Annotated in this window: 17 protein-coding genes; 10 read left to right on the top strand and 7 right to left on the bottom strand. The window is 55.4% G+C overall.

Features of this window, described 5'->3' with window-relative positions; all coding sequences use genetic code 11:
* The first annotated feature begins 45 nt into the window (after positions 1–45).
* The gene (locus B2R17_RS06490) at positions 46–555 is read left to right on the top strand and encodes a MarR family winged helix-turn-helix transcriptional regulator (protein ID WP_261340300.1); all 510 of its coding nucleotides are present in this window, start codon (positions 46–48) and stop codon (positions 553–555) included.
* A gap of 377 nt (positions 556–932) precedes the next feature.
* Here B2R17_RS06490 and B2R17_RS06495 read toward each other — a convergent pair whose 3' ends face one another.
* Positions 933–2189, bottom strand: coding sequence for a Gfo/Idh/MocA family protein (locus B2R17_RS06495; RefSeq protein ID WP_286763331.1), 1257 nt, complete (start codon positions 2187–2189; stop codon positions 933–935).
* A 582-nt stretch (positions 2190–2771) separates the two neighbouring features.
* Between B2R17_RS06495 and B2R17_RS06500 the strand changes: the two genes are divergently transcribed.
* The 7 genes from B2R17_RS06500 to B2R17_RS06530 all read left to right on the top strand — a co-directional run bounded on the left by B2R17_RS06500 (position 2772) and on the right by B2R17_RS06530 (position 7701).
* On the top strand, positions 2772–3452 hold the full coding sequence (locus tag B2R17_RS06500; protein ID WP_008665927.1) for an acyl carrier protein: 681 nt from the start codon (positions 2772–2774) through the stop codon (positions 3450–3452).
* Entirely contained in the window at positions 3427–4020 is a 594-nt protein-coding gene (locus B2R17_RS06505) for a formylglycine-generating enzyme family protein (protein ID WP_286763332.1), read from the top strand. Before B2R17_RS06500 ends, B2R17_RS06505 begins: the two co-directional genes overlap by 26 nt.
* Positions 4021–4023: 3 nt before the next feature.
* On the top strand, positions 4024–4716 hold the full coding sequence (locus B2R17_RS06510) for an alpha/beta fold hydrolase (RefSeq protein WP_286763333.1): 693 nt from the start codon (positions 4024–4026) through the stop codon (positions 4714–4716).
* Positions 4717–4973: 257 nt separating this feature from the next.
* Positions 4974–5945, top strand: coding sequence for a hypothetical protein (locus B2R17_RS06515; RefSeq protein WP_286763334.1), 972 nt, complete (start codon positions 4974–4976; stop codon positions 5943–5945).
* 124 nt (positions 5946–6069) lie between these two features.
* Positions 6070–6531 (top strand): hypothetical protein, encoded by a 462-nt coding sequence (locus B2R17_RS06520; protein ID WP_286763335.1) that lies wholly within the window; start codon positions 6070–6072, stop codon positions 6529–6531.
* A 61-nt stretch (positions 6532–6592) separates the two neighbouring features.
* A complete protein-coding gene (locus B2R17_RS06525; protein WP_286763336.1) occupies positions 6593–7249 on the top strand; it encodes a DUF2007 domain-containing protein in 657 nt (218 codons plus the stop codon).
* A gap of 59 nt (positions 7250–7308) precedes the next feature.
* Positions 7309–7701, top strand: coding sequence for a GIY-YIG nuclease family protein (locus B2R17_RS06530; protein ID WP_286763337.1), 393 nt, complete (start codon positions 7309–7311; stop codon positions 7699–7701).
* Positions 7702–7785: 84 nt separating this feature from the next.
* On the opposite strand, the gene B2R17_RS06535 is transcribed toward B2R17_RS06530, so the two are convergent.
* Positions 7786–13623, bottom strand: coding sequence for a DUF3320 domain-containing protein (locus B2R17_RS06535; protein WP_286763338.1), 5838 nt, complete (start codon positions 13621–13623; stop codon positions 7786–7788).
* 555 nt (positions 13624–14178) lie between these two features.
* On the opposite strand from B2R17_RS06535, the gene B2R17_RS06540 reads away from it, so the two are divergent.
* The gene (locus B2R17_RS06540) at positions 14179–14904 is read left to right on the top strand and encodes a hypothetical protein (RefSeq protein WP_286763339.1); all 726 of its coding nucleotides are present in this window, start codon (positions 14179–14181) and stop codon (positions 14902–14904) included.
* Positions 14905–15043: 139 nt separating this feature from the next.
* Positions 15044–15430 (top strand): GIY-YIG nuclease family protein, encoded by a 387-nt coding sequence (locus B2R17_RS06545; protein WP_286763340.1) that lies wholly within the window; start codon positions 15044–15046, stop codon positions 15428–15430.
* Between the two features lie 31 nt (positions 15431–15461).
* Here the strand turns inward: B2R17_RS06545 and B2R17_RS06550 are convergent, their stop codons facing one another.
* From B2R17_RS06550 to B2R17_RS06570, 5 genes are read right to left on the bottom strand one after another with little or no spacing between them, the layout of a single operon-like run.
* On the bottom strand, positions 15462–15764 hold the full coding sequence (locus tag B2R17_RS06550; protein WP_286763341.1) for a cyclic-phosphate processing receiver domain-containing protein: 303 nt from the start codon (positions 15762–15764) through the stop codon (positions 15462–15464).
* Positions 15761–16660 carry a GIY-YIG nuclease family protein gene (locus tag B2R17_RS06555; RefSeq protein ID WP_286763342.1) on the bottom strand — a complete coding sequence of 300 codons (900 nt, stop codon included), beginning with the start codon at positions 16658–16660 and terminating at the stop codon, positions 15761–15763. The genes B2R17_RS06550 and B2R17_RS06555 overlap by 4 nt, the downstream gene beginning before the upstream one ends.
* Positions 16657–19482, bottom strand: a complete 2826-nt coding sequence (locus B2R17_RS06560; RefSeq protein ID WP_286763343.1) for a DEAD/DEAH box helicase — start codon at positions 19480–19482, stop codon at positions 16657–16659. The genes B2R17_RS06555 and B2R17_RS06560 overlap by 4 nt, the downstream gene beginning before the upstream one ends.
* Positions 19479–21479, bottom strand: coding sequence for a hypothetical protein (locus B2R17_RS06565; RefSeq protein WP_286763344.1), 2001 nt, complete (start codon positions 21477–21479; stop codon positions 19479–19481). Before B2R17_RS06565 ends, B2R17_RS06560 begins: the two co-directional genes overlap by 4 nt.
* A 46-nt stretch (positions 21480–21525) precedes the next feature.
* Positions 21526–22869: a hypothetical protein gene (locus B2R17_RS06570; protein WP_286763345.1), complete on the bottom strand. Its 1344-nt coding sequence runs from the start codon at positions 22867–22869 to the stop codon at positions 21526–21528.
* Between the last annotated feature and the right edge of the window lie 89 nt (positions 22870–22958).

Here is a 22958-nt window from a genome sequence, read left to right on the forward strand (position 1 = left end):
GTTTGCAATGTCTTGGGTCACCATCGTCACGACTGCCATCGCTGTATGCCAAATAGAAACAAGCCCGTGCTCCATCCCGAAACCGATTTGCGAAACCTGCCGCTTGCTCTTCGGTCGGCCTACTTGGCATTGCACCGTCGAACAGATGCCGTACTTTCGCCGCTAGGACTCACCGCAGATCAATTCGTGCTTATGCTTGCCCTGACCGAGGATGAGACACTCACACAGAAGGAGCTGGCAGACCGTATTTCATCCGACCCAAGCACCATCAGAGCGATGCTCGTGTTGCTCGAAAAAAAGGGGATGATTATTAGAAGGCAGCATCCGAAAGATCTCCGAGCCAAAGCTGTTTCACTATCGGCCGCAGGCCGGAAGAAAGCAAAGCAAGCATGGTCGGTGAGCCAGCCGATTCGGAATCAAATGAACGGGAGCTTGCAGCGAGAGCAAGCTTCGATGCTAATCGAATGTCTCAACACTCTCGCCAACTCACTCGGAGTCGCGTCACAACAAACCTCCAATTGCGACGTTGCCAAACGCCCCATCACCCAAGACTAAACGGGCCAGATGTCGCTGTATTCGGTGCCGAAGCATCTTTCGTTCGTCAACGTTGAGTTTTGGTGCGTTCGAATCGACAGCGAGACCTACACTTGGTGCAAAAAACATTGCGGATGGGCCACAGATGCTTCTCCGCTTCAATCGCAGCGTAGCGACGCCGGTCTTTCTCACTCAGTGACTCGTAAAGATTCACCATATTCAGTTCAATGACTTCGTTGTATCCAACCGTGACTGACTCACCGGAAAGAGAAACGACGCGGTCCTATCAATCAGCTCGACCAACTTCGGAACGTTGTTCTCAAACCGTTCCTTAGCCAGAAGAAGCCGAAACTCTTGGCGGCTTCGTTACCTCAGATCGTTGCGCCGCGTGTGTCACGCTACTCGTTCAATTGAATCGCTCGGCCGTCGCGGATCGATTGGGCCATCGCGGCCAACACTCGCATGTCGGCTAGACCTTCTTCCCCCGGCGTTCGCGGCTTCCGATCCTCCAAAAGGTCTCGCGAGAAATGATCCATCTCCGACGCGAAATGATTGACCTCGGCGATCTCATGATGGGTCACCACAGAATGCGAATCCGCATGGCTCTTTTGATGTGTCATCAATCGCTGGCCGTTGTAGCTGAATGCCGGCGTCAGTTCGATCAAACCATCGGCACATGCGACGCGGTAGAAGTCATTGCGATGAGTGCCGAATCCGCAACTGATGTTGGCCAGAACGCCGGAGGGAAACCGCAGCACGCAAGAAACGCTTTCGGGCACTTCGCGAAACCGTGGATCGTCGGTGGGTTGGTGTGCTTGAGCAAACGCCTCAACAGGTTCTTCACCGGTGACATAACGAGACGCGTTGATCGGATAGACGCCCACATCGCCGACCGGCCCGCCACCTAGTTCCGCGGCCAATCGAATGTTGGGGGCTTCGACGTTGATACTGAAACTACCGTCAAACGTCTTGATCTCACCAAACCGTTTTTCATCGCACATCTGCATGACTTTGCGATTCAGTGGTTCGTAGTGCAGTCGGTAGGCGATCATCAACTTGCGTTTTGCCTCCTCGGCCGCGGAAATCATTCGCTGACACTCTTCGATGGACACCGCCATCGGCTTCTCGCACAGCACATGCTTCCCTGCCCGAAACGCGCGGACTGTGAATTCGGCGTGCATTGAATTTGGCAAGACGATATAGACGACATCAATGCGGTCGTCTTCTAAGATCTTGTCGAAATTCTCGTAGTTATAGATCGCGTTCTTTTCGATTCCATAGGCTTCCGCAACGGTCTTCGCCTTGTCGGGATGGCCGCTCACCAGAGCGGTTGGCTCTGACAGATCGCACAACCCAAAAGCGGGCATGATCTGCCCCAGAGCGAGCTGGCCGAGACCAACGACGGCCCAGCCAATTTTCTTCTTTGGCACCTCTGGCAATTTCAAATTCGGCGGCTGGTCGTTTGGCGGAGCGAGTGGCACTTGGTCGCCCGACTTGTTCAATGAGCTGCCGCCAACTGGCTGGATTTGTTGGGCGTCAGGATAGCCGTTTGTGTTCTGAGCTGCGTTCGCACCATTGGTGCCAGCAGCGACCGCCAAGGAAGCTGTTCCTAGTTGCGCGAATTGACGACGATTGACTGCGTTGGATTTTGTCATGGCCCTTGTTGTCATCCTTTTAGCGTTGGTGGCGGAATCAGCACGTTCGATGAACAGCAACTGACGCGCCGGAACCGTAGTTCGTTTGGTCCAAGCCATGCAGCAGAATTGACAACGGAACCAACGACGAACAGAGCCAAGTGCAAGTCAAATCTCTGGACGCTTGCAAACCTACCTGCCTTGATCCCGCCACCGAGAAAGTCTGGCAGAACGACCAGTCCGGCGAAACTCGACGGATGAAGCTAGCTGATCTTTGAACCATCCAAATAACTTGCATGCACCGGCATCTTCTTCGTAGCAATTCGCTGATGTTTTCGTTCCACGCGCCACCCCGTCGACTGGGCAAACCGCATTCTGCTCCATCCGCTCAGCGTTCCGGCGAGCGATCGTGGGTGTTTTTGGTAAATTGTTTCTGACCAGCGGATGGGCTCTCCAATGATCGGTGCCGAACTCGCCGGTGGAGACTGGAACACGATTGCCGACATCATCCAAAAAGCACTTGCCGACGACATCCATGCAAGGGTTGTCTTCAAATGTTCGTAGTGCCCAACCCTCTCGATTTCCGGTGCAAAGATATCCTTCATGAGTGCTTCCTCGGTTTGGCTGGAGTTAGAGCAAGTCGAAAAGCGACTCTGTATCGTGACTGCAGAGCAACTCGGGCTGGGCCTCGATGAAGTCAAGCCGGAAAACCGCCTGATCGAGGATTTGAATTGTGACAGCCTTGATCTGATCGAGCTGATCATGGAGACCGAAGATGAATTCGGCATCACGATTCCCGACACACCGAAAACGGCTGTCGGAAAGTTGATCTTCACTCACCAGCCATTCAGGATTCGCGACCTCGCTGAGTTTGCTTTTTTGATTCAGGGGACCGGAGCACCGGTTCGCAGTGGCTGGCGAAAGATGCCTGTCGGGCTTCTACCGCCGCCCGAGTCCGGCTTCACGCAGCTTGGTGGAACAATCAACGCCGACGAGTTGGATCAAGCCGCCCTGTACGAAAAACTTGACGCTGCCAGCGAGCTGCCGATGTTCCGCCGGAAGACTGATGGAATGGTTTGTGTCCAAGTCCCTGCTGCTTCCGTCCTCGTTGGCAACGACGACGCAGACGCTCATCACGATGAGGGCCCCTGTCATTCAGTCACGTTGTCGCCATTTCTGATCGACATCGAACCTGTCTCGGTGACTGCCTTTTTGCCGGTTCCTCAATTCGATCGATCTGCAGAAACACGACATCGCAATGTTGATCACTCTTTCGCCAGATGACGATCGCCAAACTGACGTGCAGTTTGAACGCGGTGGACGGACTTGGAAGCCACTTCCTGGCACAGCGATGCAGCCAGTCGTGTTGGTTTCATGGTACGCCGCGGACGCCTATTCGCGTTGGGCAAACGGCCGCGACTGGGCGGCCGACGATTGGGAACGCAGCTATTTGCCAACAGAGGCACAATGGGAATACGCCGCCGCAGGGGCGTTCGACAACATAGAACACGTCTATGCCGGAATTCATCATCGCGGCAAGTCGTACGAATCAGACGGCTTACCAATTCCATTGGTGCAGCAGGAGTATGGACGATCGCGATTTGGTCTCAGGCACATGAGCGGAACGATCTGGCATTGGTGCCGAGATTGGTTCACGCCTGATTTTTATTCGAGTGACGCAGCAACCCAGCTCGATCCGGTGGCAGAAATTGAAACCGGTACGCGAAGTGAACGCGGCGGCAGCTGGGTAGGACCGATTGAATTGTGCCGTCCCGGTTACCGCCGCGGGCGAAACCCTGACGCTCGCGGTCGGTGCCTCGGGTTTCGGTGCATCGGCGAAATCCCAACTTAATCGATGGCAAAGTACACGATGCCAGTTGAGACAAAGACGCCACTCGTTCTGCTCTCCGGACTTGCCGCAGACGCTCGCATCTTCACGCCGCAGAAGGTCGCGTTCCCGCAACTACGGTGTCCCGCTTGGTCGCCCCCACACCGGCAAGAGTCAATCGACGAGTATGCCCAACGGCTTGCAGAAACACTTGATCCCGGACCTTGCGTCATCGGCGGTGCTTCGTTTGGCGGAATCGTCGCTCTTCATCTGGCAGAACACGTCGACGCCCAGGCAGTGATTCTGATTGGAAGTATCAAGTCGCCATCTCAGCTGCCTGTGTACGCCCGCTGTGCTCGTCCATTTCGTTTCTTGATTCCCTTCCTTCCAATTCGGTTCCTTCAATTGCTATCGCGGCCCATGACCGCTAGGAGAATGAAACGATTCGCGCCGTTTGCCCACGGTCTTGCTTGTCAGTTTCGCGACTCAGATCCGCGAGTCTTCAAATGGTCTCTGTCGAGAATACTGGACTGGTCGTTGGCTCCCGTTCCTTCGTGTCCGGTCTACCACTTGCATGGCGATCGCGACTGGACACTGCCGGTGAAATACACAGACCCAGACAAGGTCGTCGTCGGCGCCGGGCACGTCCTTTCGCTCACTCACCCCGACGAAGTGAATTCCTATCTCAAAGATGTCGTCAGCCAAAAGTCGCTCGAGTGAACGAAACGATGCCTCACGATGAGAAACCGAACCAACGCATTTTTGACTACCTCAAACAGAAAACCTTCCATTCCCTCGCGAGCGGCGACAAGAATGAAGAGGCCTTGGGACATAATGACCCACATCACGAGAAGTGAACTATCGGCTGCCATGTTGTTCGCAATCTGACTATCAATGCGTCTCAAACTTGCTTTCATGGTCGGTCGAGTGAAGTGCTGCGATACAATTCCGTTGTCCTGAGTCGAAAGAAATCCGTTATGCAGAAAATTTTTAACTGCCACCCAATCTGTCTCACCGCGGTTTACGCTGCATTGACAGTCAGTACGGTATCACCTGCATCCGCTCAATCCGCTTCACCGGTTCGATTGATTGATGAGAGCGAGTTGCCCACAGGAGAAGGACTTGCCTCGAATTTCGAGAGTGATCGAGAGATCGCCAGCCATGCAGCGGTTATTTTCGCCGACGACTTCGAATCTGGAGATCTCGGATCCAAGTGGGATGACACCAGCAACCGCGGGAACGCACTCTCGTTCGTCACCAAGCCATCCAGTGCGACGGGGCAAGATCCGGATGTGCTTGGCGAGCGATCGCTGAAAGTAACCGCGACTTTGGATAAGAATACCGGCGGCGGATTCACGAAATGGTTTGAGTCCTCCGAGCGACTTTTCATCCGCTTCTACACGAAGTTCGACGAAGACTGCGACTACGTGCACCATTTTTGTACGCTTCGTGCAAACAAGTCATTGCAGGGCAAAGACCGTTGGAGTGGATTCGGTGGAGCCGGGTTGTTGCCTGATGGAAAGGAGCGTTTCTCAACCGCCATTGAACCGTGGGGGAATTGGGGCAAGTGGTCTCCGCCAGGACGCTGGAACTTTTACAGCTACTGGCACACGATGAAAGCGAGCCCCGACGGCAAATACTGGGGCAACGGATTTCGCCCAGAGTCACAACCGAACATTCAGCGTGGCGATTGGATTTGTTTTGAGTTCATGATTCAGCACAACACGCCCGGAGAGAACGATGGTGAGCAAGCCTACTGGATCGACGGTGAGCTGCGTGGGCATTGGACAGGTTTCAACTGGCGAACAAGCCCCACGCTATTTGCCAACGCATTGACGCTGGAAAGCTATGTAACAGATCGCTGGACCAAGCAATCCGAAAACATCGTGTACTTTGACAATGTTGTCATTGCGAAGAGCTACATTGGCCCTTCGGGACCGAATCGGTAATCGTCCGCGGTCGGTTCTCTGCAAAGGCTTGGCATTGGACTCGCCCTTCTCGAGGCGGCGGACCACGGTACCTTGATGCAATTCAAAATCGAACCGAAACCATGCAATTGAAAGCCGAAAGCCGATGGGACAACTTCACGATGTGGGCGAAGCCGATGGCTGGCGATGTTGGTTGTGCGACGAACCGGTGGATCCCGACATGTCGCCCAACGACCCTCGCGGTGCGAGCTTGGACACACGCATCAGCAAGGGCCGAGCCAAGAAAAAGAAACAGGACAAAGGTGACCTGCCGACCGAACGCTTGGCTCACAAGAGTTGCAACACGGGCAAAGGCTCCAACGATCCAGTCGTGCCTTGGCCGGATCATCTCATCGTTGTCGATCCGGCTCCGATCATCGCGGCAGCCGAGCGGTTGCAGCGAAAAGGTGGTCGCGAGGCGATGGCTCGTTGCCCGACCCGCGAAGATGCCGACGCGGTGGCCGAGTGGCTCGTCGATCGACTTTCACGGCTCGCACCGGGGCTGAAAGTGCAAACGGAAATCTCCAACACCGGCGGCCAGCACTTAGTCAGCTTGCGGACCAATTAGGATTATCAAACTGAACTTCTCGACAACTGTGATCGCCCGAACACCGCGGAGAGGATGCTAAATGAAAGACGACTCTGAAACGCCATCGTCGCCCGATCCCAACGATGCAGAGACGCTTGCCACACCGACGCTTGCCTACACCGCCAGCGGCAACTTGGAAGCTCACGCAATCGTCACTTGGCTGCAATCCAACGGTGTCCGTGCTTATGCGGTCGAAGACAACTCGGGTGTGAGCCTGTTTGCGTTCGGCACCATCAGCCAATTTCACAAGCCACAGGTGTTCGTTGAGAAGTCGGACCTCCAGCGTGCCGGAGATTTGCTGCGACAATTCGAGAGCCAACGAGATCGACGCCGAGCGGACTTGGACAACGCACCAGCAATCAAATCCGAGTGCGAAGAATGCGGTGTGACCAGCGAGTTTCCCGCGTCCCAAGACGGCACAACGCAAAATTGTCCCAAGTGCAACGCGTTCATGGATGTCGGAAAGTTTGACTGGCCCGACGACTTCGATTTCGGCGACGCCGATGAAGAGCCGGAACAAGAGCTGTCCGCCGACGATGCATTGGACGCCGCCTCGCGACTCCATCAACTCGGCGATTGGAAGGAGGCGATTCAGGCTTACCAACAAATCAAAGCACGTTGGCCAGAACACGCTACCTACACTGCGAACTGCATTGCACAGATCCAGCAAAAGATTGACGCAACAGCCGGAGGCTAGAGATCGCCACCCGTTCGTCGCAAACAGCCCACACTGCAACAACTCCGGAAGCTTGAACCTTGTCGAACTCTGGCGTCTACTTCATCACCTGCGAGTTCCTCGGCAGACGATTCGTGAAGATCGGTCGGTCCACCAACATCGCAAGACGGCGAAGTCAGCTTCAATCAGGCTGCCCGTTCCGACTCAAGGTGGAACACATCGAAGCGATGTCCGAATCCGAAGCCGTCGTCAAAGAGAAAAAGTGGCATGCGATGTTCAAGGACATTCGCAAGCGATGCGAGTGGTTCAACACCATCTCAGATGACGTGAACACCCAACTCATGTTCCACTGGTTCCCCTACGAGAACGACATTGAAGCGTTCATCGAAGACCGGAAAGCACAGCAAACGACCACGGAGATCGACAACGAAGAACATAAGTTCGATCGCCAAGGGCAACTCCTGTTCGAATGAAGATTACGTCTCAATGGACACTGCGTCTCGCAGAGAAGCCGTCCATTGGTTTTGCTTGTGACCTCGGTTGATGCAGCCTGCCAATCAGTCCTTGCACACTGTTCGAATCGCTTCCTCGATTCTATCTCGGGCGGATTGCGACAGGCGTGCCAGACCGATACTACGAGCGAATGCGATGGCAGGGTCGTCTTCCGCGAGGAGCTCTCGTTGCTGATGGATCAAACCGGAAAGCTCGGCAATGGAGATCTCATCGACGCTGCGTCGGTCATCGTCGGATTTGGCAAACCGAAAATTCACAACCACCTGTGGCTCTTTGCTGGACCAAAGAAAACGGCCGGTCCCTTCGTCGGTTGCAACCATTTCGCCGAGCAGTTCCAGGATGCGGTTGCGTATGTTGGCTCCAGTTCTTGCAAAACCGTGGGCCCGGGCGATCTGTTTGGCCAGAACATCATCGCGAATCGGAGCTTCGTGCTTCAAAACTTCCATTGCCATCTGTTTCAATTCGTCATCGTAGGACGCGTCGTAGAACCGATCTTGGTTCCCAGAAGCGTCCGGTAGCTGGACGCGTGCATAGTCGGCCTTGGGATCGTTGGTCGCAGTGGATCCTGCCAGCGATCCTTCATCGGCCTTCTCCAGCTCGCCGGAGACGACAGCAGGCTCTGCTTCGTCTGGCATTGCTAGCAGAGTCTCTATTTCAAGCTTGGATATCTCGGTTGCTTCGCTTCGCGACTGTTCCAGCAATTCAGCCAGTTGCAGGTCAAGTGTCTCGGTTGCGGATTTTGCGTCGTACCACCAATCGGGCGACCAAACCCGCAGGATATTCCACCCAAGGTTCTCCAGAACCATCTGCCGAGTCTTGTCGCGGTCGCGAGCCACCGCACTGCGATGATAGGTCGCCCCATCGCACTCGACACCGGACAAATACGCTCCTGGTTTGTCTGGATGCCGAATGCCCAGGTCAACGCGAAATCCTGACACCCCCACTTGTGGCACAACCTGCCATCCCTTGTCTTGCAATGCTTCAGCAACAGCTTCCTCGAAGGGCGAATCGAATCCACCGACACTCCCCTCGATCCGTGCCGCGATTGCTTCGGGACCTTTCTCGGCGTATTCCAGGAACGCTTTCAGGTCACTCACGCCTCGAGCTTTGGACCGTTCGGCATTGAGTTCGTCAGCCTTGAAGGACGAGAATACGACGAGTTCCTGCCGCGCCCTTGTGACAGCCACGTTCAATCGCCTCTCGCCACCGTCGCGGTTCAACGCACCAAAGGTCAGGGGGATGCTCTTGCCAGAGATATCACGCCCAAATGTGATTGAAAACAACATCACATCACGCTCGTCGCCCTGGACGTTCTCAAGATTCTTCACCACGGTTGGCTCGATCCGTTCGTCGGCAAAGTACCAATCCAACTCAGGACAATCTCGCTGGGTTTGATCAAACAAGTCTTGGATCAGTGACTGTTGCTGAGAGTTGAACGTGATCACACCAAACGTCAATCGCTTCTCTTCCGGCAAACTGAGATTGCGTTTCATCCTCTCGACGGCATCGCGAACAATTGCTTCAGCTTCTTTGCGATTGGTGCGGCTCTTGCCACGATCGTAGACCGCATCGGGAAGATGCACGAACGAGACGCCACGATCCTCCGATTCCGCGGCGGGAAACGTGACCAAGTTATTGCCGTAGTAGTTCCAGTTCGAAAACGCAATCAATGATTCATGGCGACTGCGGTAATGCCAGTTCAGTTGCAGCGTTGGCAGCCCCGACGCCTTTGCTTCGTCCAGGATGCTTTCGAGGTCTTTCTCGTGATCTTCGATGTCGTCATTGGTTTCATCATCGTCGGTTCGACCAAAGAAGTTTGTCGGCGGCAGTTGCTTGGGATCGCCCACGATGATCGTTTGTCGGCCGCGAGCAATCGCACCGATCGCATCCCAAGTCGTGATCTGGGACGCTTCATCAAAGATAACGACGTCAAATAAGGCTTGGTCCGACGGCAGGTACTGTGCGATCGAAAGCGGCGACATGAGCAAACACGGCGCAAGCTTTCCGAACGCCTCGGGCATCGCACTAATCACCTCGCGAATCGACTTGCTGGGCCGAGTCAATCCGATTTGATGACGTAGCAGCCCAAGTTCACTTTTCTTGGGAATGCCTTCAACAGGCAAGTTGTGCGAGATCGCTTGTCTAGCACGCGTCGACGCTGCCGCTCGGGCCTGCTCATCCAGTTCCCGAAAGTCAGCGATCGCATCTTCATGCTTGAAACGTTGGAACGAACGCAGGACATCGTCCCGGTCAATCACGCCCCGAATCCACCATCGCGCGTAGGTTAGCTGGAATCGGTCGACCAAGTTGGATGCGTTCAATTCGCCTTGCTCCAGGGCCGTCACGAATGAAGCGAGTCCAGCCGTCTTCGCCTCCTTATTTACCTCACACCAGGATGTCCAACGCTGCAGCGCACTTCGATTCGATTCAATGCCATGCGCGGCGGCGATCGCAGCTTCAGCGATCCCCGGGGTCTCTTTTGATAGAGGCATCGCACCGGACACATCTGCGAACGCCTTGATGCCAGTTAGAAACACCTGTGTCGCCTGAAGAAATTGAGAAGCAGCCACGAATGGAGGTGCTTCAGCGTTCTTTCCATCAGTGTGCGGGTGAACGGCTTTCGAAATCTCGTTCGTCGCGTTCAACAGTTTTCCGATGGCGACAATCGAAGAGCGAAGTTCACCGGCCTTTGCTAACTGAGCCTCAAGCTTCGACGTGTCGGTTTCGGTGGCATTCCAATGGCTCGTCTGATCCGCGAGCGGACTGGCCTCGATGGTTTTCAATTGCTCCCGAACCGAACGAACCCCCGGGATATCGGTTGCTGGATTGGCAACACCACTCGATGCGTATGTCTGCAACAAACGAGTCACCTTTCGTTTGGCGAACCAGGACATCGGAAAGAATGCCGAAACGGCTTGTCGCCAGCTTTGGTCGATCTCGTCAAGCGGAACTGTGTCGAGCGAATCGGTGTAATCCGCGTCCATGGACTGCACCGCGTCACGGTAGGCGTCGATTGCGGCTGTCAATTCGGCTTTGGCCGCGGGGAATTTCGCAAATTGCTTGTGGAACAACATGCGAACATCCTCGCCGGCACAATCGACCAAGGACCTTGCCAATCGATTCAAGCCGTCCATCTCCGCCAACGAACAATCCAGCTTCGGTCCAACGCCGATCGCTTTTGCGAAAACTTGCAACGCGTCTTTCAGGCCGGTCGCAACACTTTGCAACTGCCCGCACTGAGCAAGCAGCGATTGCTCCCACGAGGCCGACCACTCTGTCTTCTTCACCATCGGCAACGCGGACGAGGGATCGATGGAACCATAGGTGAGTGCCAGTGAGTCAACGATGCGGGCTAGGTTTTGATAGGCATCGCGATCGTGCTGCACTGTGTCGGCCCAATCCAACGGAGGCGTTGGTTGGTCGCCTCCTTTCACGCAAGTGCCCATCGCCTGATACGCGGACCAGCCGTTGGGATGCGTCCGGTGAATGGAGGCAACGTACGCGTTCAATTCGTCTCGACGGATTTTCAGACGCTCGCTGATGGTGAGCCAATCGTTCTCGTTTGCGCGCCGATTGTTTTGCCATGCCGAATCCAATTGGTCGAGGAATTTCCGGCGTTCGGCCTTGTTGCTGTGTAGTTCAAGACAGCAATCGCCCAACCCATGTTCTTTCAGCCTCCTATAAACCACATCTAGCGCGGCCGTCTTCTCTGCAACAAACAACACGGTTTTGCCCACCGCCAAGCACTGCGAAATCACATTCGCGATCGTCTGGCTTTTTCCCGTTCCCGGCGGCCCCACCAGGACAAAGTCCTGCCCCTCGGAAGCGGCCATCACAGCGGCCAACTGCGACGAGTCGGCAGGTAGCGGATGATAGATGTCCTTGGGTTCAAACCGATCGTCGATCTGCCCAGGGGCCGGGATCGAACCCGGCGCGGATTCAAACGCCTGCTCGGGGCTGTCGATCAAATGGCGAACCACGCGGTTTTGCTTCAACGTCTCGATGCGATCGACCAAGTCTTTCCACATCAAGTATTTGGCGAATGAGAACGTTCCGAGTGCCGATTCATCGACGACTTCAAAGCCGGGGATGTCACGAACTTCACGCCGCATGGTCGCCAGGATCTTCGGAACATCGACGCCGCTCTCGTCGCGAGAAAGATCAGACTCAAAGAAGGACAGGTCTCGATCGAAGTCCTTTTTAAGCAACTGAATCAGGGTCGCGTTGAAACGGACATCGTCTTCGTGCATCGCCAGGTAGAACGGTGACAACGCACTTTTGCGAATCAGCTTGACAGGAACCAACAGCAACGGTGCCCGGTAGGTCTTGATCTCGTCCGGTTTCTGCTTCCATCTCAAGAATCCCACCGCCAAAAATAGCGTGTTCGACCCTCCTTCGGAGAGATCGTTTCGGACGTTGCGATAGAGCGTGGTCAATCGTTTTGACAGTTCATCCTCGGTAAGCGAGCAAGAAACTTCGTCGCGATTCAAAGCCTGGCGTGCAAACTCGACGTTCAGGTCCTGGCTGGTTCGCTGACGATGAGTTTCCGCGTCACGTTCGCCGAGCGGGTTTTGCTTCGGCAGCGAAAGCAACCGCAGCTTCTTTCCATCCGCCAAACGATCCTCGAGCAACGAGATATCAGGGCAGAGGATCGGTACTGATTGCTTGTTCGGCTTGAAATTCAACAGCCGATTGCGAAGCGAGAGGTCCAGCAACTTGCGTTGCCAACGGTCAATGCGACCTTCAGGCGTCACAGGCGTCTCATCTACCATCTCCAACGCGAGGTCGGCGATCGCGGGAGCGGCGGGCAACGGAAGCGGTCCACGTTCTTCTTGAGGTTCTTCCGCGTTGTTCGCCGCCGCTTGATGCGAAGCGAGCGGGCGAATTTGGCTCATTCGTGCACGCCCGATGTCGATCGTCGCGAGGTAAGCGTCTTCTTTTGCCTCGCTGGTCGCTGCCGTTGCTGTTTTGACCGCATCTTCAAAACGGGCTGGCGGACGTCCGGTAACGAGCGTGGTCTCAAAGGTGATCAGTTCGCGAGCAGCGATCGCTTTTCGGATCTCACTGCAATCTCGCTCGATCACATGCCCAAGTGTTTTCTCGATCAGCCACGCGCCGACGAAACAGTGACCTTCCACCATCACCACGACGGGATTCAATCCGACCGCTTCAATCGCGGCGGCGAACAGCAGCGTGCCGTCCAAGCATGTGGCCAAACCATCCGTCATCACCGTGGCGGGACGACGAGTTTTCTGGCCAACCAATTCGAAACTTCGTGGCGGGTTCGCATAAGTCAACGAGCGAGACGCGACCGCCGACCACAGGGACGCGACAAGCATGTATGCACGTCGTGGGTCACGGCTCTGGTAACCATCGAGTGCTGAGTCGTAGCCGTGTTTCGCTAACACATCGCTGGCAATCTTCAGCACCTTCGCGATGGCGGGATCGTTCGGCATCACAAACGCCGCCAGTAACTCGCCTCCGGAATTCAAGCCTCCCCACTCGTCTCGGGCCAAAACGCGAATTGCTTTCTCCGCCGTCCCAATGACTTTCTCACCATGACAGAGCGTGAACCTCAGGACACCACGTTCGGCTTCGTTCAGACCGTTCAAGTAGTCTGCGTCCAATTGCACGTCGCGATCACGAAGCACGTTTTCGGAATTGGCATCCAGTCGATCAAGCACCCACTGCTTGGGACGGATAAAGCTCGGTGACGAAGCGACCGACAGTCTGACATCTTGAATCGCTTCGCCTGTTCGGTTTCGGACCTGCAATGACTTCACCAGCGGGACCGAATTCTGCCAAGACGCATAGTTCAAGCAATCAGTGGCTTCCACTTGGATGCAAGCAGGTTCCGAAGTCACATTTAATTCGTTAGTCATGATGTCAAGCCAGCCCAATGTTCCTATCTGAAAGCGGGATGAGATTGTAGATGGCTGCGAGGCAATCAACATCTCGCATCGATGCGCGGAGCCGAATCGGAATTTTCGATGAAACGAACATGCCGGTTACGTTGACTTTGTCACTCAACAACAGAACGTTGTGGTGTTATCAAACGATGGGAATCACCATTCTCACCACGAGCGACAAATCAGCTCAAAGCAGGACGTGTTGAACTGCGTCGTATGCGAGGCATGCACGGGGATTGCGTTTGGACAATCCCGCTGCCCCACGCTGATCACGACAAGGTGATCACCGGAAGTGAGCACACGATTTCTGTCACCCAATCAGGCGAAGTGAATGCCTGCACTCGGCAAATTCTTGAACAGGCGGACTGGCTGCGGGCAGTTGTCTCGGTGGGCAATCGCATGGGATGGTGTCGCATCGACAATCGTGATCGAACTACCAAACGGACACGAACCCTTTGGGCGCTTCTGCTGTCTCGTTTCGTCGTCGGTCCCCGTCCGTTTTGTTTCCGCCGGAAATGCGTCGAAGAAGTGTCAAACCAATCCTTGGATCAGCTCGAAGCCTCCAGTGACGATCTGCTGCGAATTGTCTTTTCAAACGTGGATGAATCGATGCTTCGCGAGATCGCCGCCGCGGACTACGGAGCGGATTTTGACGAGCACCTTGAACAACTTGCAGCGATCAAGAGCGGCAAAATTCTCGCCCCGATGCAGTGGGAACCGAAAGAGGTTCTCGAGCTGATCCGGTGGTCGGAACCGGAAGATCCAAGTTGGTCGCCTGGATCGACCGGCGATCGAGGCCATTGGATGCGTCTGTTCGCGTGCGCCGCGTTGCTTCGCGCAGCGAGCGAACCCGCGAACCAAGGCCATTTTACCGGCGAAGATTCGACGATCATTCAGCTCGTTGAAAGTGTGATGAAACTTGGCGACAAGACTTCGCACGCGGCGCTGAAGTTTCTTTGCTGGTGCATGCAAACACGCCCACCCGAAGAGACGGAGCGTCCGTACTTTGCGATCGGGACACTGATCCTGCTCGTTCGGCTCGACAAGCTAGAGCCGGGGACTTTTGACGCTATCCAGCCCGCAACCAAACCGTCTGGCTTGTATCCAACAAGGTTGTTCAAGGACTGCCAGACGTCCAAAACTTGGCACCGGCTTGTCACGGAAGTGCTGATCGAATCAAACCATTCCAATCAAGACGTCCGAGATTTCGCGGGCAGTCTCCTCCAGGACAGTGACGCGGACGCAGGGGCGTGAAAGAGGCACGCGATGGATTACAGTGTCTGTCGCTACCTGACTGCACCTTTCCGCAAGCAGAAACGAATCGATTCCTTGTCCAGGGATCCGTTTTCTTCGCGGCCAGTTCGATCACCTTCAAGACCGGAAGCACCTCATCTTGTCAAAATCGGGCGTGTACTTCATCACCTGCGAGTTCCTCGGCAGACGATTCGTGAAGATCGGCCGATCCACCAACATCGCACGACGACGAAATCAACTGCAGTCGGGATGTCCATTCCGCTTGAAGGTGGAACACATCGAAGCAATGTCCGAGTCCGAAGCCGTCAAGAAAGAGAAACAGTGGCATGCGATGTTCCAGGACATGCGAAAACGATGCGAGTCGTTCAACGCCAACACGGATGACGTGAACACCCAGCTCATGTTCCACTGGTTCCCCTACGAGAACGAAATCGAAGCGTTCATCGACCGCCGAAAAGCACAAGACTCAGCCACCGAGTTCGACGAAGCAGTGGCACCCGATCAGCAAGAACAACTCTTGTTTTGATGACCACGAGCGTTTCGCAGCGAACCACAGCCTATTCAGCTCGTCGGCTCACCATTGCCTCGATCGCACGAATGCCATTCTCCATCTTGGTCCGAGCTGACACATTCGCCGAGTGAACCTGCATCGCTGGCGGCACGAAGCCGTGCAATGCCACCTGTTCTTCGATCCAAAGGACAACGTCGTATCCCGTGCCGCGATCGTCATCGCCAAGATCGTGATCCAGGCTGAGATCGGTAACGATCCCGGTTTTTAACAACGCGATCGCTTCATCAGGCCAATACACGCGATGCCAACCATCAGGCGTCCTACGTTCATCGTCGAGATAGACTTTCATTCGTCGTCGGAATCGGGAAGTTGCGATTGGTGCCAGTCGCCGTAAGTCTGCTGGGTGTCGATCGTCTTCCACGCGGCGCGGCCATTCGTGTTACCCGCAGCGACGATCGCCGCACCGGCACTGGGGCTGCTGAGGTAAACATCTTCGGCAAATAACAACAAGCCTTTGTCAGGCACTTCAACCAACTTCTGTTCATCGACCAATTGTTGTCGCAGATCGCGGTAACTCGTCCAGCTTGGACGTGGCTCGAACGTTGCCGTGGAACCCTTCAGCACAACAAACTCCCCGTCGACCTCTTTTGCCGTTGCTTTGGCATCGCCTGAACTGAATGTAAAGGTCGGTGAACTGGTGTCGTCCAGAATCTCGGCAGTCGGTTTCACCGTTGGTTTGGGTCGGAGAAAGTTGAATCCGATCACCGGAAGCATCAATTCGACGTGCTCCAAGAACCCCTCCATGTCAGAAGCATCAGCTTCCGGCAGCCAGGGAGCGTCCGGTGAAGTTCCGTTGTGGATCTTCACCCTGCCGGCCGCGTAGCCCAACGAAATCAAACGGCTTTCCAGGTAACGGACGTGAGCTTTGGTCAGGTTCAGGTCCTTGCTGATGACGCCGACGCATCGTGTCCAAAACTCCTTCTTTTCGTCTTTGTCGTGCTGAGCAAGCCGACGGAACACATTGTCACCTTCTCCGATATAAACGATTTCGCCCATGGGATTCTCCGGATCTGGCCCAGCCAACACGTAGATCCCGGTCCGCGAGATCTCTTCCCGCTTCGCCAAGTCCGCCAACCGAGTTCGCGGTGAGACCAACATCTTGCCCGACCAATTCATGATCTCCGCGGTTAGCAACCCCGACGCATCGCCGTCAGGCAAATAGATCCGTATCGAACGTCCGTTCATGTTGTGCTGAGCTCCTGATGATTCATTTCGGCTTCGAGTTGAAACGCTAATTCGTTTGCCGCGGACGCTGGAAATGGAACCCTCGCAGCGAGCTTCTCGGTTGTCGCCGAGTCAATCTTATAATCCTCTCCCATCACGACGTTGAACCATCGTTCACGGTCCATCACCACGCGATACATCTTCTCGTCTTGGGTCTCACCGACGTACGGGAGGAAAACGCCGATGGGCTTGCCAACCCTCTCTGCTTTGGCACCAATTCGGTCAACCCGACCGGTTCGCTGCTCGAGGTTGCTGGGGTTCCAGCAAAGGTCATGGTGAATCATGTGCCGGCAATTCAAATGCAGATCGACTCCCTCGGACATCACACTGCTGGCGATCAAGATCTCGGGATAGAACGGAGTGTTGAAAGTCAGCATCAACCGTTGCCGTGTTTCGCTTCGAGTTTGACCGTTGACCAATCTAACGTTGGGCAGCAGTTGTTCCATCACCTCCCCCTGCAGTTCGTCGTCATCATATTCCGCAGATGAATCCGATCCGAAATGTGCCCCGGTTTGAATTCGCTTCACGGCGTCGATGTAGGCGGCCCGCTGTTTGCTTCCGCATCGTTCGGCGAGGAACGAAAAGAACTGCTCGACGATAACCCTGAACGATTGGCCCGATTCGTCGAGGGCATCGAACGCTGCTCGCATCAACTCATCGGGTTCGTCATCGATACCCAATGGAAAGAACCGCACCAAGAATGATGGTGTCCGAAGATTGCGTCGCACAATCTCAACAAGGGTTTCTTCGTCGTCGGCGAGACTCGGAAACTTGCCCAACGACTGACGAGCCTCGCGGTCGCACGCTCGTCTTAGTCTTCCGTCGTCGTCAAAGAAACGCTTGCCCAACCGATCAAGCTCTTCCGCTACCGAATCGGCGGAGCATCGCAACTTGGCAGAACCGAGCCGGAGGATCTCCGCTTGAATGCCACTGGAGATTCGACGACGCAGTGCTCGCCCCGTTTGGACGTAGTGGCAAAAGACAACGAGTTTCTCACCCCGTTTCCAAATATCGACGGCACGTGCGACCGTTGCATCGACCTTGGGATGCGGCAAAGCAGTTGATTCCGCCGGAGCCAGCAGAACGTCGAGCTTCTTCAAATACCAATCGGTTCCGGACTCGGTCGTAGCACCGTTGTTTGGACCTTCCATCATGTCATCGTCGTCGTCGGTTGACTTTGTACCGTTCATCATCCGCGTGTGCAGAAATGCCTCGTAGCTGGACGAGAGGCCTTCTGCGAACACCGGGCGGGATTCAGGCGTGGCGGATGATGCTCGGCAAGCCAAGAGAAACGGTAACAGTGCCTCTCCGCAGACATCCAACCCTCGCCCCGCATCGCTGGGATCATCCAACAAAATCGCGTCCCCAACGTGTCGCTTTCGTCGCGGAACATTTTTCTCACCCGGAAGCTGGCGTGATTTCAAATGTCGGATCACCCACGGTTTCAGATGATCCTCGGCGACCTGCAACGTCTGTTTCGCTCGATCGAAACAGGCCAGCACGTCCGCGACAGTCCCTCGCAAGTCACCTGATTCGCGGACCGCGCTCCACCACTCCTCGACATTGCTGACTACCTTGCCATCAATATTTAAATCATCGCGAGTCAATCGTCCCCAGGCGTGGTCAAGGCACAGGGCGGCTTCCTGAGCACGGTCCAGACTCTGACGCAATGATTGACGCGACTTAGAAAAGTCCTCCAGGCCTGCCGGCGGTGCGGACTTGCCAGTCCAGTGGATGCCCTCGAAGCGATCCAGCACACTGCACAATTCGCCGTGACCGAGTTGAAACGGTGTCGCCGTCAAGAACATCATCCGTTCAAAGATGCCAGCCAAAGCTCCTTGCGAGATCGCATTCGCATCGTCAAGAGATTCCTCCGAACGAAAGAGCTTTGCCAATCGCGTGTCAGAGTTTTTCAGGTGATGGGCTTCATCGAGAATCAGCAACGGCAGACGTTGCCGAAACTTCGCAAGACACTCTTGCCAAACTTCGCGCAACTGTTCCTTGATCGCGTGACGCGCGGCGACCAACTTTGTTCCAAAATGTTTCGTGCGTCGCTGCGGAATTTGTTGAAGAGCGTCAAACACAGCCGACGTATCCAGTTCGGGAAGCAATTTTACAATCGCCTCCGGCACCGGATCGTCGTCTTCGTCGGCAATACCACGGAGTAACCGCAGCCACTCGCTCGGTGGATTTCCAAGCAGCTTGTTCCAGATGTCGTTGTCTTTTCGAGTGAGGTCTTTCTTTTGAAGCAAGTCGCCGAGGAATCGTCCGAGAACCCGCTTCAGCCCAGCAGTATTGTGACGTCGATGAAGGCTTCGCTGAATCAATGCCAACATGACCCAAGGATCATTCAGTCCGCGACTCATTGCCCCGTGGGTCATGAAAATGATCGAGCAACGACGGTCTTTGGGATCGTCCAACAGTTTTAAGAATTCAACGGCCCGCTGAGCCGTCTTGAATTTCACCCGCTTGGCGAGTTCGGGCGGCAGGCATCGTTCACAGAACAAATTCAGGTCTTCAGGCCATTTGTTTTTCAGGTTGGCGGGCACCATCACGACGACTGGCCGACCACCACGATTCGCTAGGGCGATCGAAACGGCCACCGAAATGGCGACGAACGTTTTTCCCATGCCAACCTCATCCGCCAAGATGACACCTGGCTGATCGGTCAACCTTGCCAAGATGACTTTGGCTGTCGTCGTTTGACGTTCCGCGTCCGACGCCGAGATTCGCCCCGTCACGTGCAGGTCGATTTTCGGATGCAGCGAGTAAGCCAAGCTCATTGGATCACCTCATCAAACACCGATTCAATGTAGGCCCGCAAATTAGCCGGCTCGCTGTCACCAGCATCATCCTTCAGCAAGGATCGAAGTTTGTCGTTGAGTTTGGAGATTTCATTGCGGTGGATCGAGACATCGACGCAACCGGTCGTCGCGACAACATCCGCACGCGACAGTTCCAACGCGAGTTCTGCCAGCAAGAACGCCGATTCCGCGGACGTTGTGGCTTCACGAGCAATCGCCTCTGCTAGGGCAAAGACACCTACGGGACCGTACAGCCGCCAGTTCAAAGTTTCGATCGTGGCAGTCGGTCGTTCAACACGAAGCCGCATCTTGGTCAGTGCCCACGACAGGCGGCGAGTCCGTTGCAGCAAGAAATCACTCGTGTCGACGCGCTTGTGGGGATCAATGGCCGTTGCGGTTTCGTCATGATCTGACTTGATTTGTTTCGCCAGATAATCTGCCATGACCCGATGCAACGGCCGCGACGACCCGAGCAAGTTCAGCAACACGTCCAACGGCAGATCTTTCAATTCATCCGGAGGTGGCAGTGAGTTCGATGATTCCACGTTGACCGGCCACCAAGCCAACGCGTCGCGATCTCCCAACCGAACCTCGAAACCGCTCGGTGGTCTGGTTTTCGTCCAAGGCAACGTTTGCGTGATTGATGATTGGCTCGCTTCCAAGCAACTAGAATCAAACCAGATTTTGTCGGTTCCCTCGATCAACAATACAAACGGTTCGCAGTTCCCGCCGGCAAAATGCAAGGTGATCGCACCGTCGCCTGCCGTGTCCAGTGAAAAGACCGCGTCGCCGAAGAAAGCTGGCAATGCTATTTGCGACAACGATTCCGCATCCTCGTCATTCGCTTTCGGTTGCCAGTTCACTTCGTCAGGATCGACCGACTCGCTCTTTGGAAAAGTCGCCTCGACCGCTTTGAGCAAACGCTCGTCTCGTTTGCCATCAAGCACATAGACCAAATTGGCTTCCAGGTTCGATCGTTTGCCAATGCCCATGCCGGCACTCGTGAAATTGCTCGATCCGATTTGGTAGACCGCATAGCGATCGTCCTGCAACCAGATTCCTTTGGCGTGCAACGGTCGTGCATCCGGCAGCAGAACTTGATTGAACTCGATAACCGCGCTGCTACGCGGAGTGCGACGCAATGAATCCGGTGCCTGCAGTGACCAGCGGTGGTGCCCCAGCTCTTCCCAGCCCGAGCACTCCTCGCCAGCGACGTGATACCCGACAACGACCTCGCCTCGTTGCCGCAGCAAACGCCAGACTTCGTCCACGGGAGCATTCTTCGATTCCGGCGGGTCGAAGAACGGGCTGACAATGTCCGCCGACTTTGGCCCCACGCCGGCAGGCCAAATTCGACTCAACTGATCGAAGCCCGATTCACCGGCTGGTTCGACAAACAGCGTCTCGACTTGAACCGGCGCCCGTTTACGATCCGCGGCCATGGTGCCCCAAGTGCTGCAATTCTCTTCGACTCGGTCGAGCAGCGTGTACCAGCGGGTTGCCGCCGGCGTGTTGGTCACGCTGTAGCTGATTGCTCGCCGCAAAAAGTTTGTTGTTTGCAGCAAGCATTCGACCGGAGTTTTACTGCCAACGTGAAAATCCAAAACCCCGAACACTTCAAGATTTCGGCGGTAACCGTCCTCGGTCAGGTTTGCCGATCCGATCATCACGCGAACTTGATTGGACCACACCAGCAGACACACCTTTGAGTGTTGGATTCCCGGCAAACGGGCCGGCAGCAAGTCCCAACGCAGACTCCGCGTACCACGACAGTGATGTACGTCGACCAAGACCGATGCGCACTGCAAGCGAGCCAGCTTGTCTTCCCGTTCGATCAGGTAAGCCGGTCCATCGTCGGTTGGGTTCGTTTCCAGCCCAAGGAAGCTAGCCAGGCATTCTTCCTCAAAAAACGCAGCGTCAAAAGTGAATGAGGTCGCGACCACGCCGATCGGTTCTCCTGCCTCTTTTGGTGGCACCCATGCGTCGAGCAGCTTCCCGAATCCTTCTCGTTCTATTTTCCGTTTAGCCAACTTTGACCTCGCCAGACAGCAGGTTCAAATCGTCTGCGAACGACCACAGCGAATTGGTTCGGTAAGCATGAACGTACTCGCTTACCGGTCGAACCTCGTAGTCGCGAATGTAGCCCGGGCGAATCAGATACGACCCGTCATCGAAGCGATCGAACCACGGTGCCTTGCCATGCGGAGGTTTGTCACTTTGAACCTTCGTATGAAACGCCAACAACTGCTCCGCCCATTCGACAGGGCCGACCGGCTCGGCGAACTCTTCGAACGATCGTGTAAAACGATCAACCAATCCCAGCGGCGAAAGTGCGTCAGTCACATTCGGATAGACCTGAGCGACGTTCGCGGCGGCGTTCTTAACGGCGTCCAAGTCGGCAAGTTCCGTCGACTTTAATCGTAGGCGGTGCTGGACCATGAAAGCCAAACAAGCATCCAAAGCGTTTTGCAAATACCTCGCGAACTGTTCGTAGCAGGCGATCGCCTGAAGCAGTTCGCGAAGCGGTTCGCTCGCACCGCCGATTAACCATTCGTGAAAACGTCGTTCAGATGGCCGATCCGTTTTGCGTTGCTCCATCCAAACCGCTTGTCCGGGCTCCGAAGTCAATGCCTCAAAGATCTCGCCGCGATGACCGTCGACCCATGCACTCTCATCGCCTGTAACGATCGCTGCCCGAATCGCTTCGGCTTCGCCAGATCTTGCCTCGTAGATGCCAAAATGGTCAACAAAGAACTGCCCCCACGATTTCCGTGCCGTGGCGCCCGCATCCAGTCCATCAGCGATCGCTTGTCGCAAACGGTCGCGGTGTCGGCGACCAGGCCCATCGCCGCTTCCCAGAAAACCTTCTAGGTTCTGATCCGTTTCCCAAGCCGACAGAATGGAGAACCCCGCATCACCGAGGCGTCCAGTTTGCTCGACACCAATCTCGCGGGCGAGAGCTCGATAGATCCCATGAAAACCAAAAGTTCGCGGCCCCTTCAGATATCCGCGCGCCGACATCGGAACGCCCTCGGCACGCAACTTGTCTGCCTTGTCTCGGCCGGGCAACCCACGCAGCGATGATTTGTCCTGCGTTGCACGGGCCAATCCTTCGACGACGTACCATTCAAACACCTGCCACGGTTCACTCACGCCATCATCTGCAACGACGTCGTCATCGAATGTGCTGCATAGCCACAACGATGCCGCGATCACCGTCAAGAATCTTGGATGCTGCTGCCGTTCGCGGACGCCCGGAACCATCCGCGAAGCTAACGCATCAGCGATCGGATAAAGCCCAAGCGGATCAATCGACCCTTCGGCCGATTCGGCCGGATCCGCCTCGCTTAACATTGGCATTAACATTTCAATCTCTCCAAGAAAGGCAAAGCCCCAACAGCTTGCCGATCGCGCCATCGGTATCTCCGAGCTGCTTAGCAACGCACGGTGAATAA

It is taken from the genome of Rhodopirellula sp. UBA1907 (assembly GCF_002337565.1).
Lineage (GTDB): Bacteria > Planctomycetota > Planctomycetia > Pirellulales > Pirellulaceae > Rhodopirellula > Rhodopirellula europaea.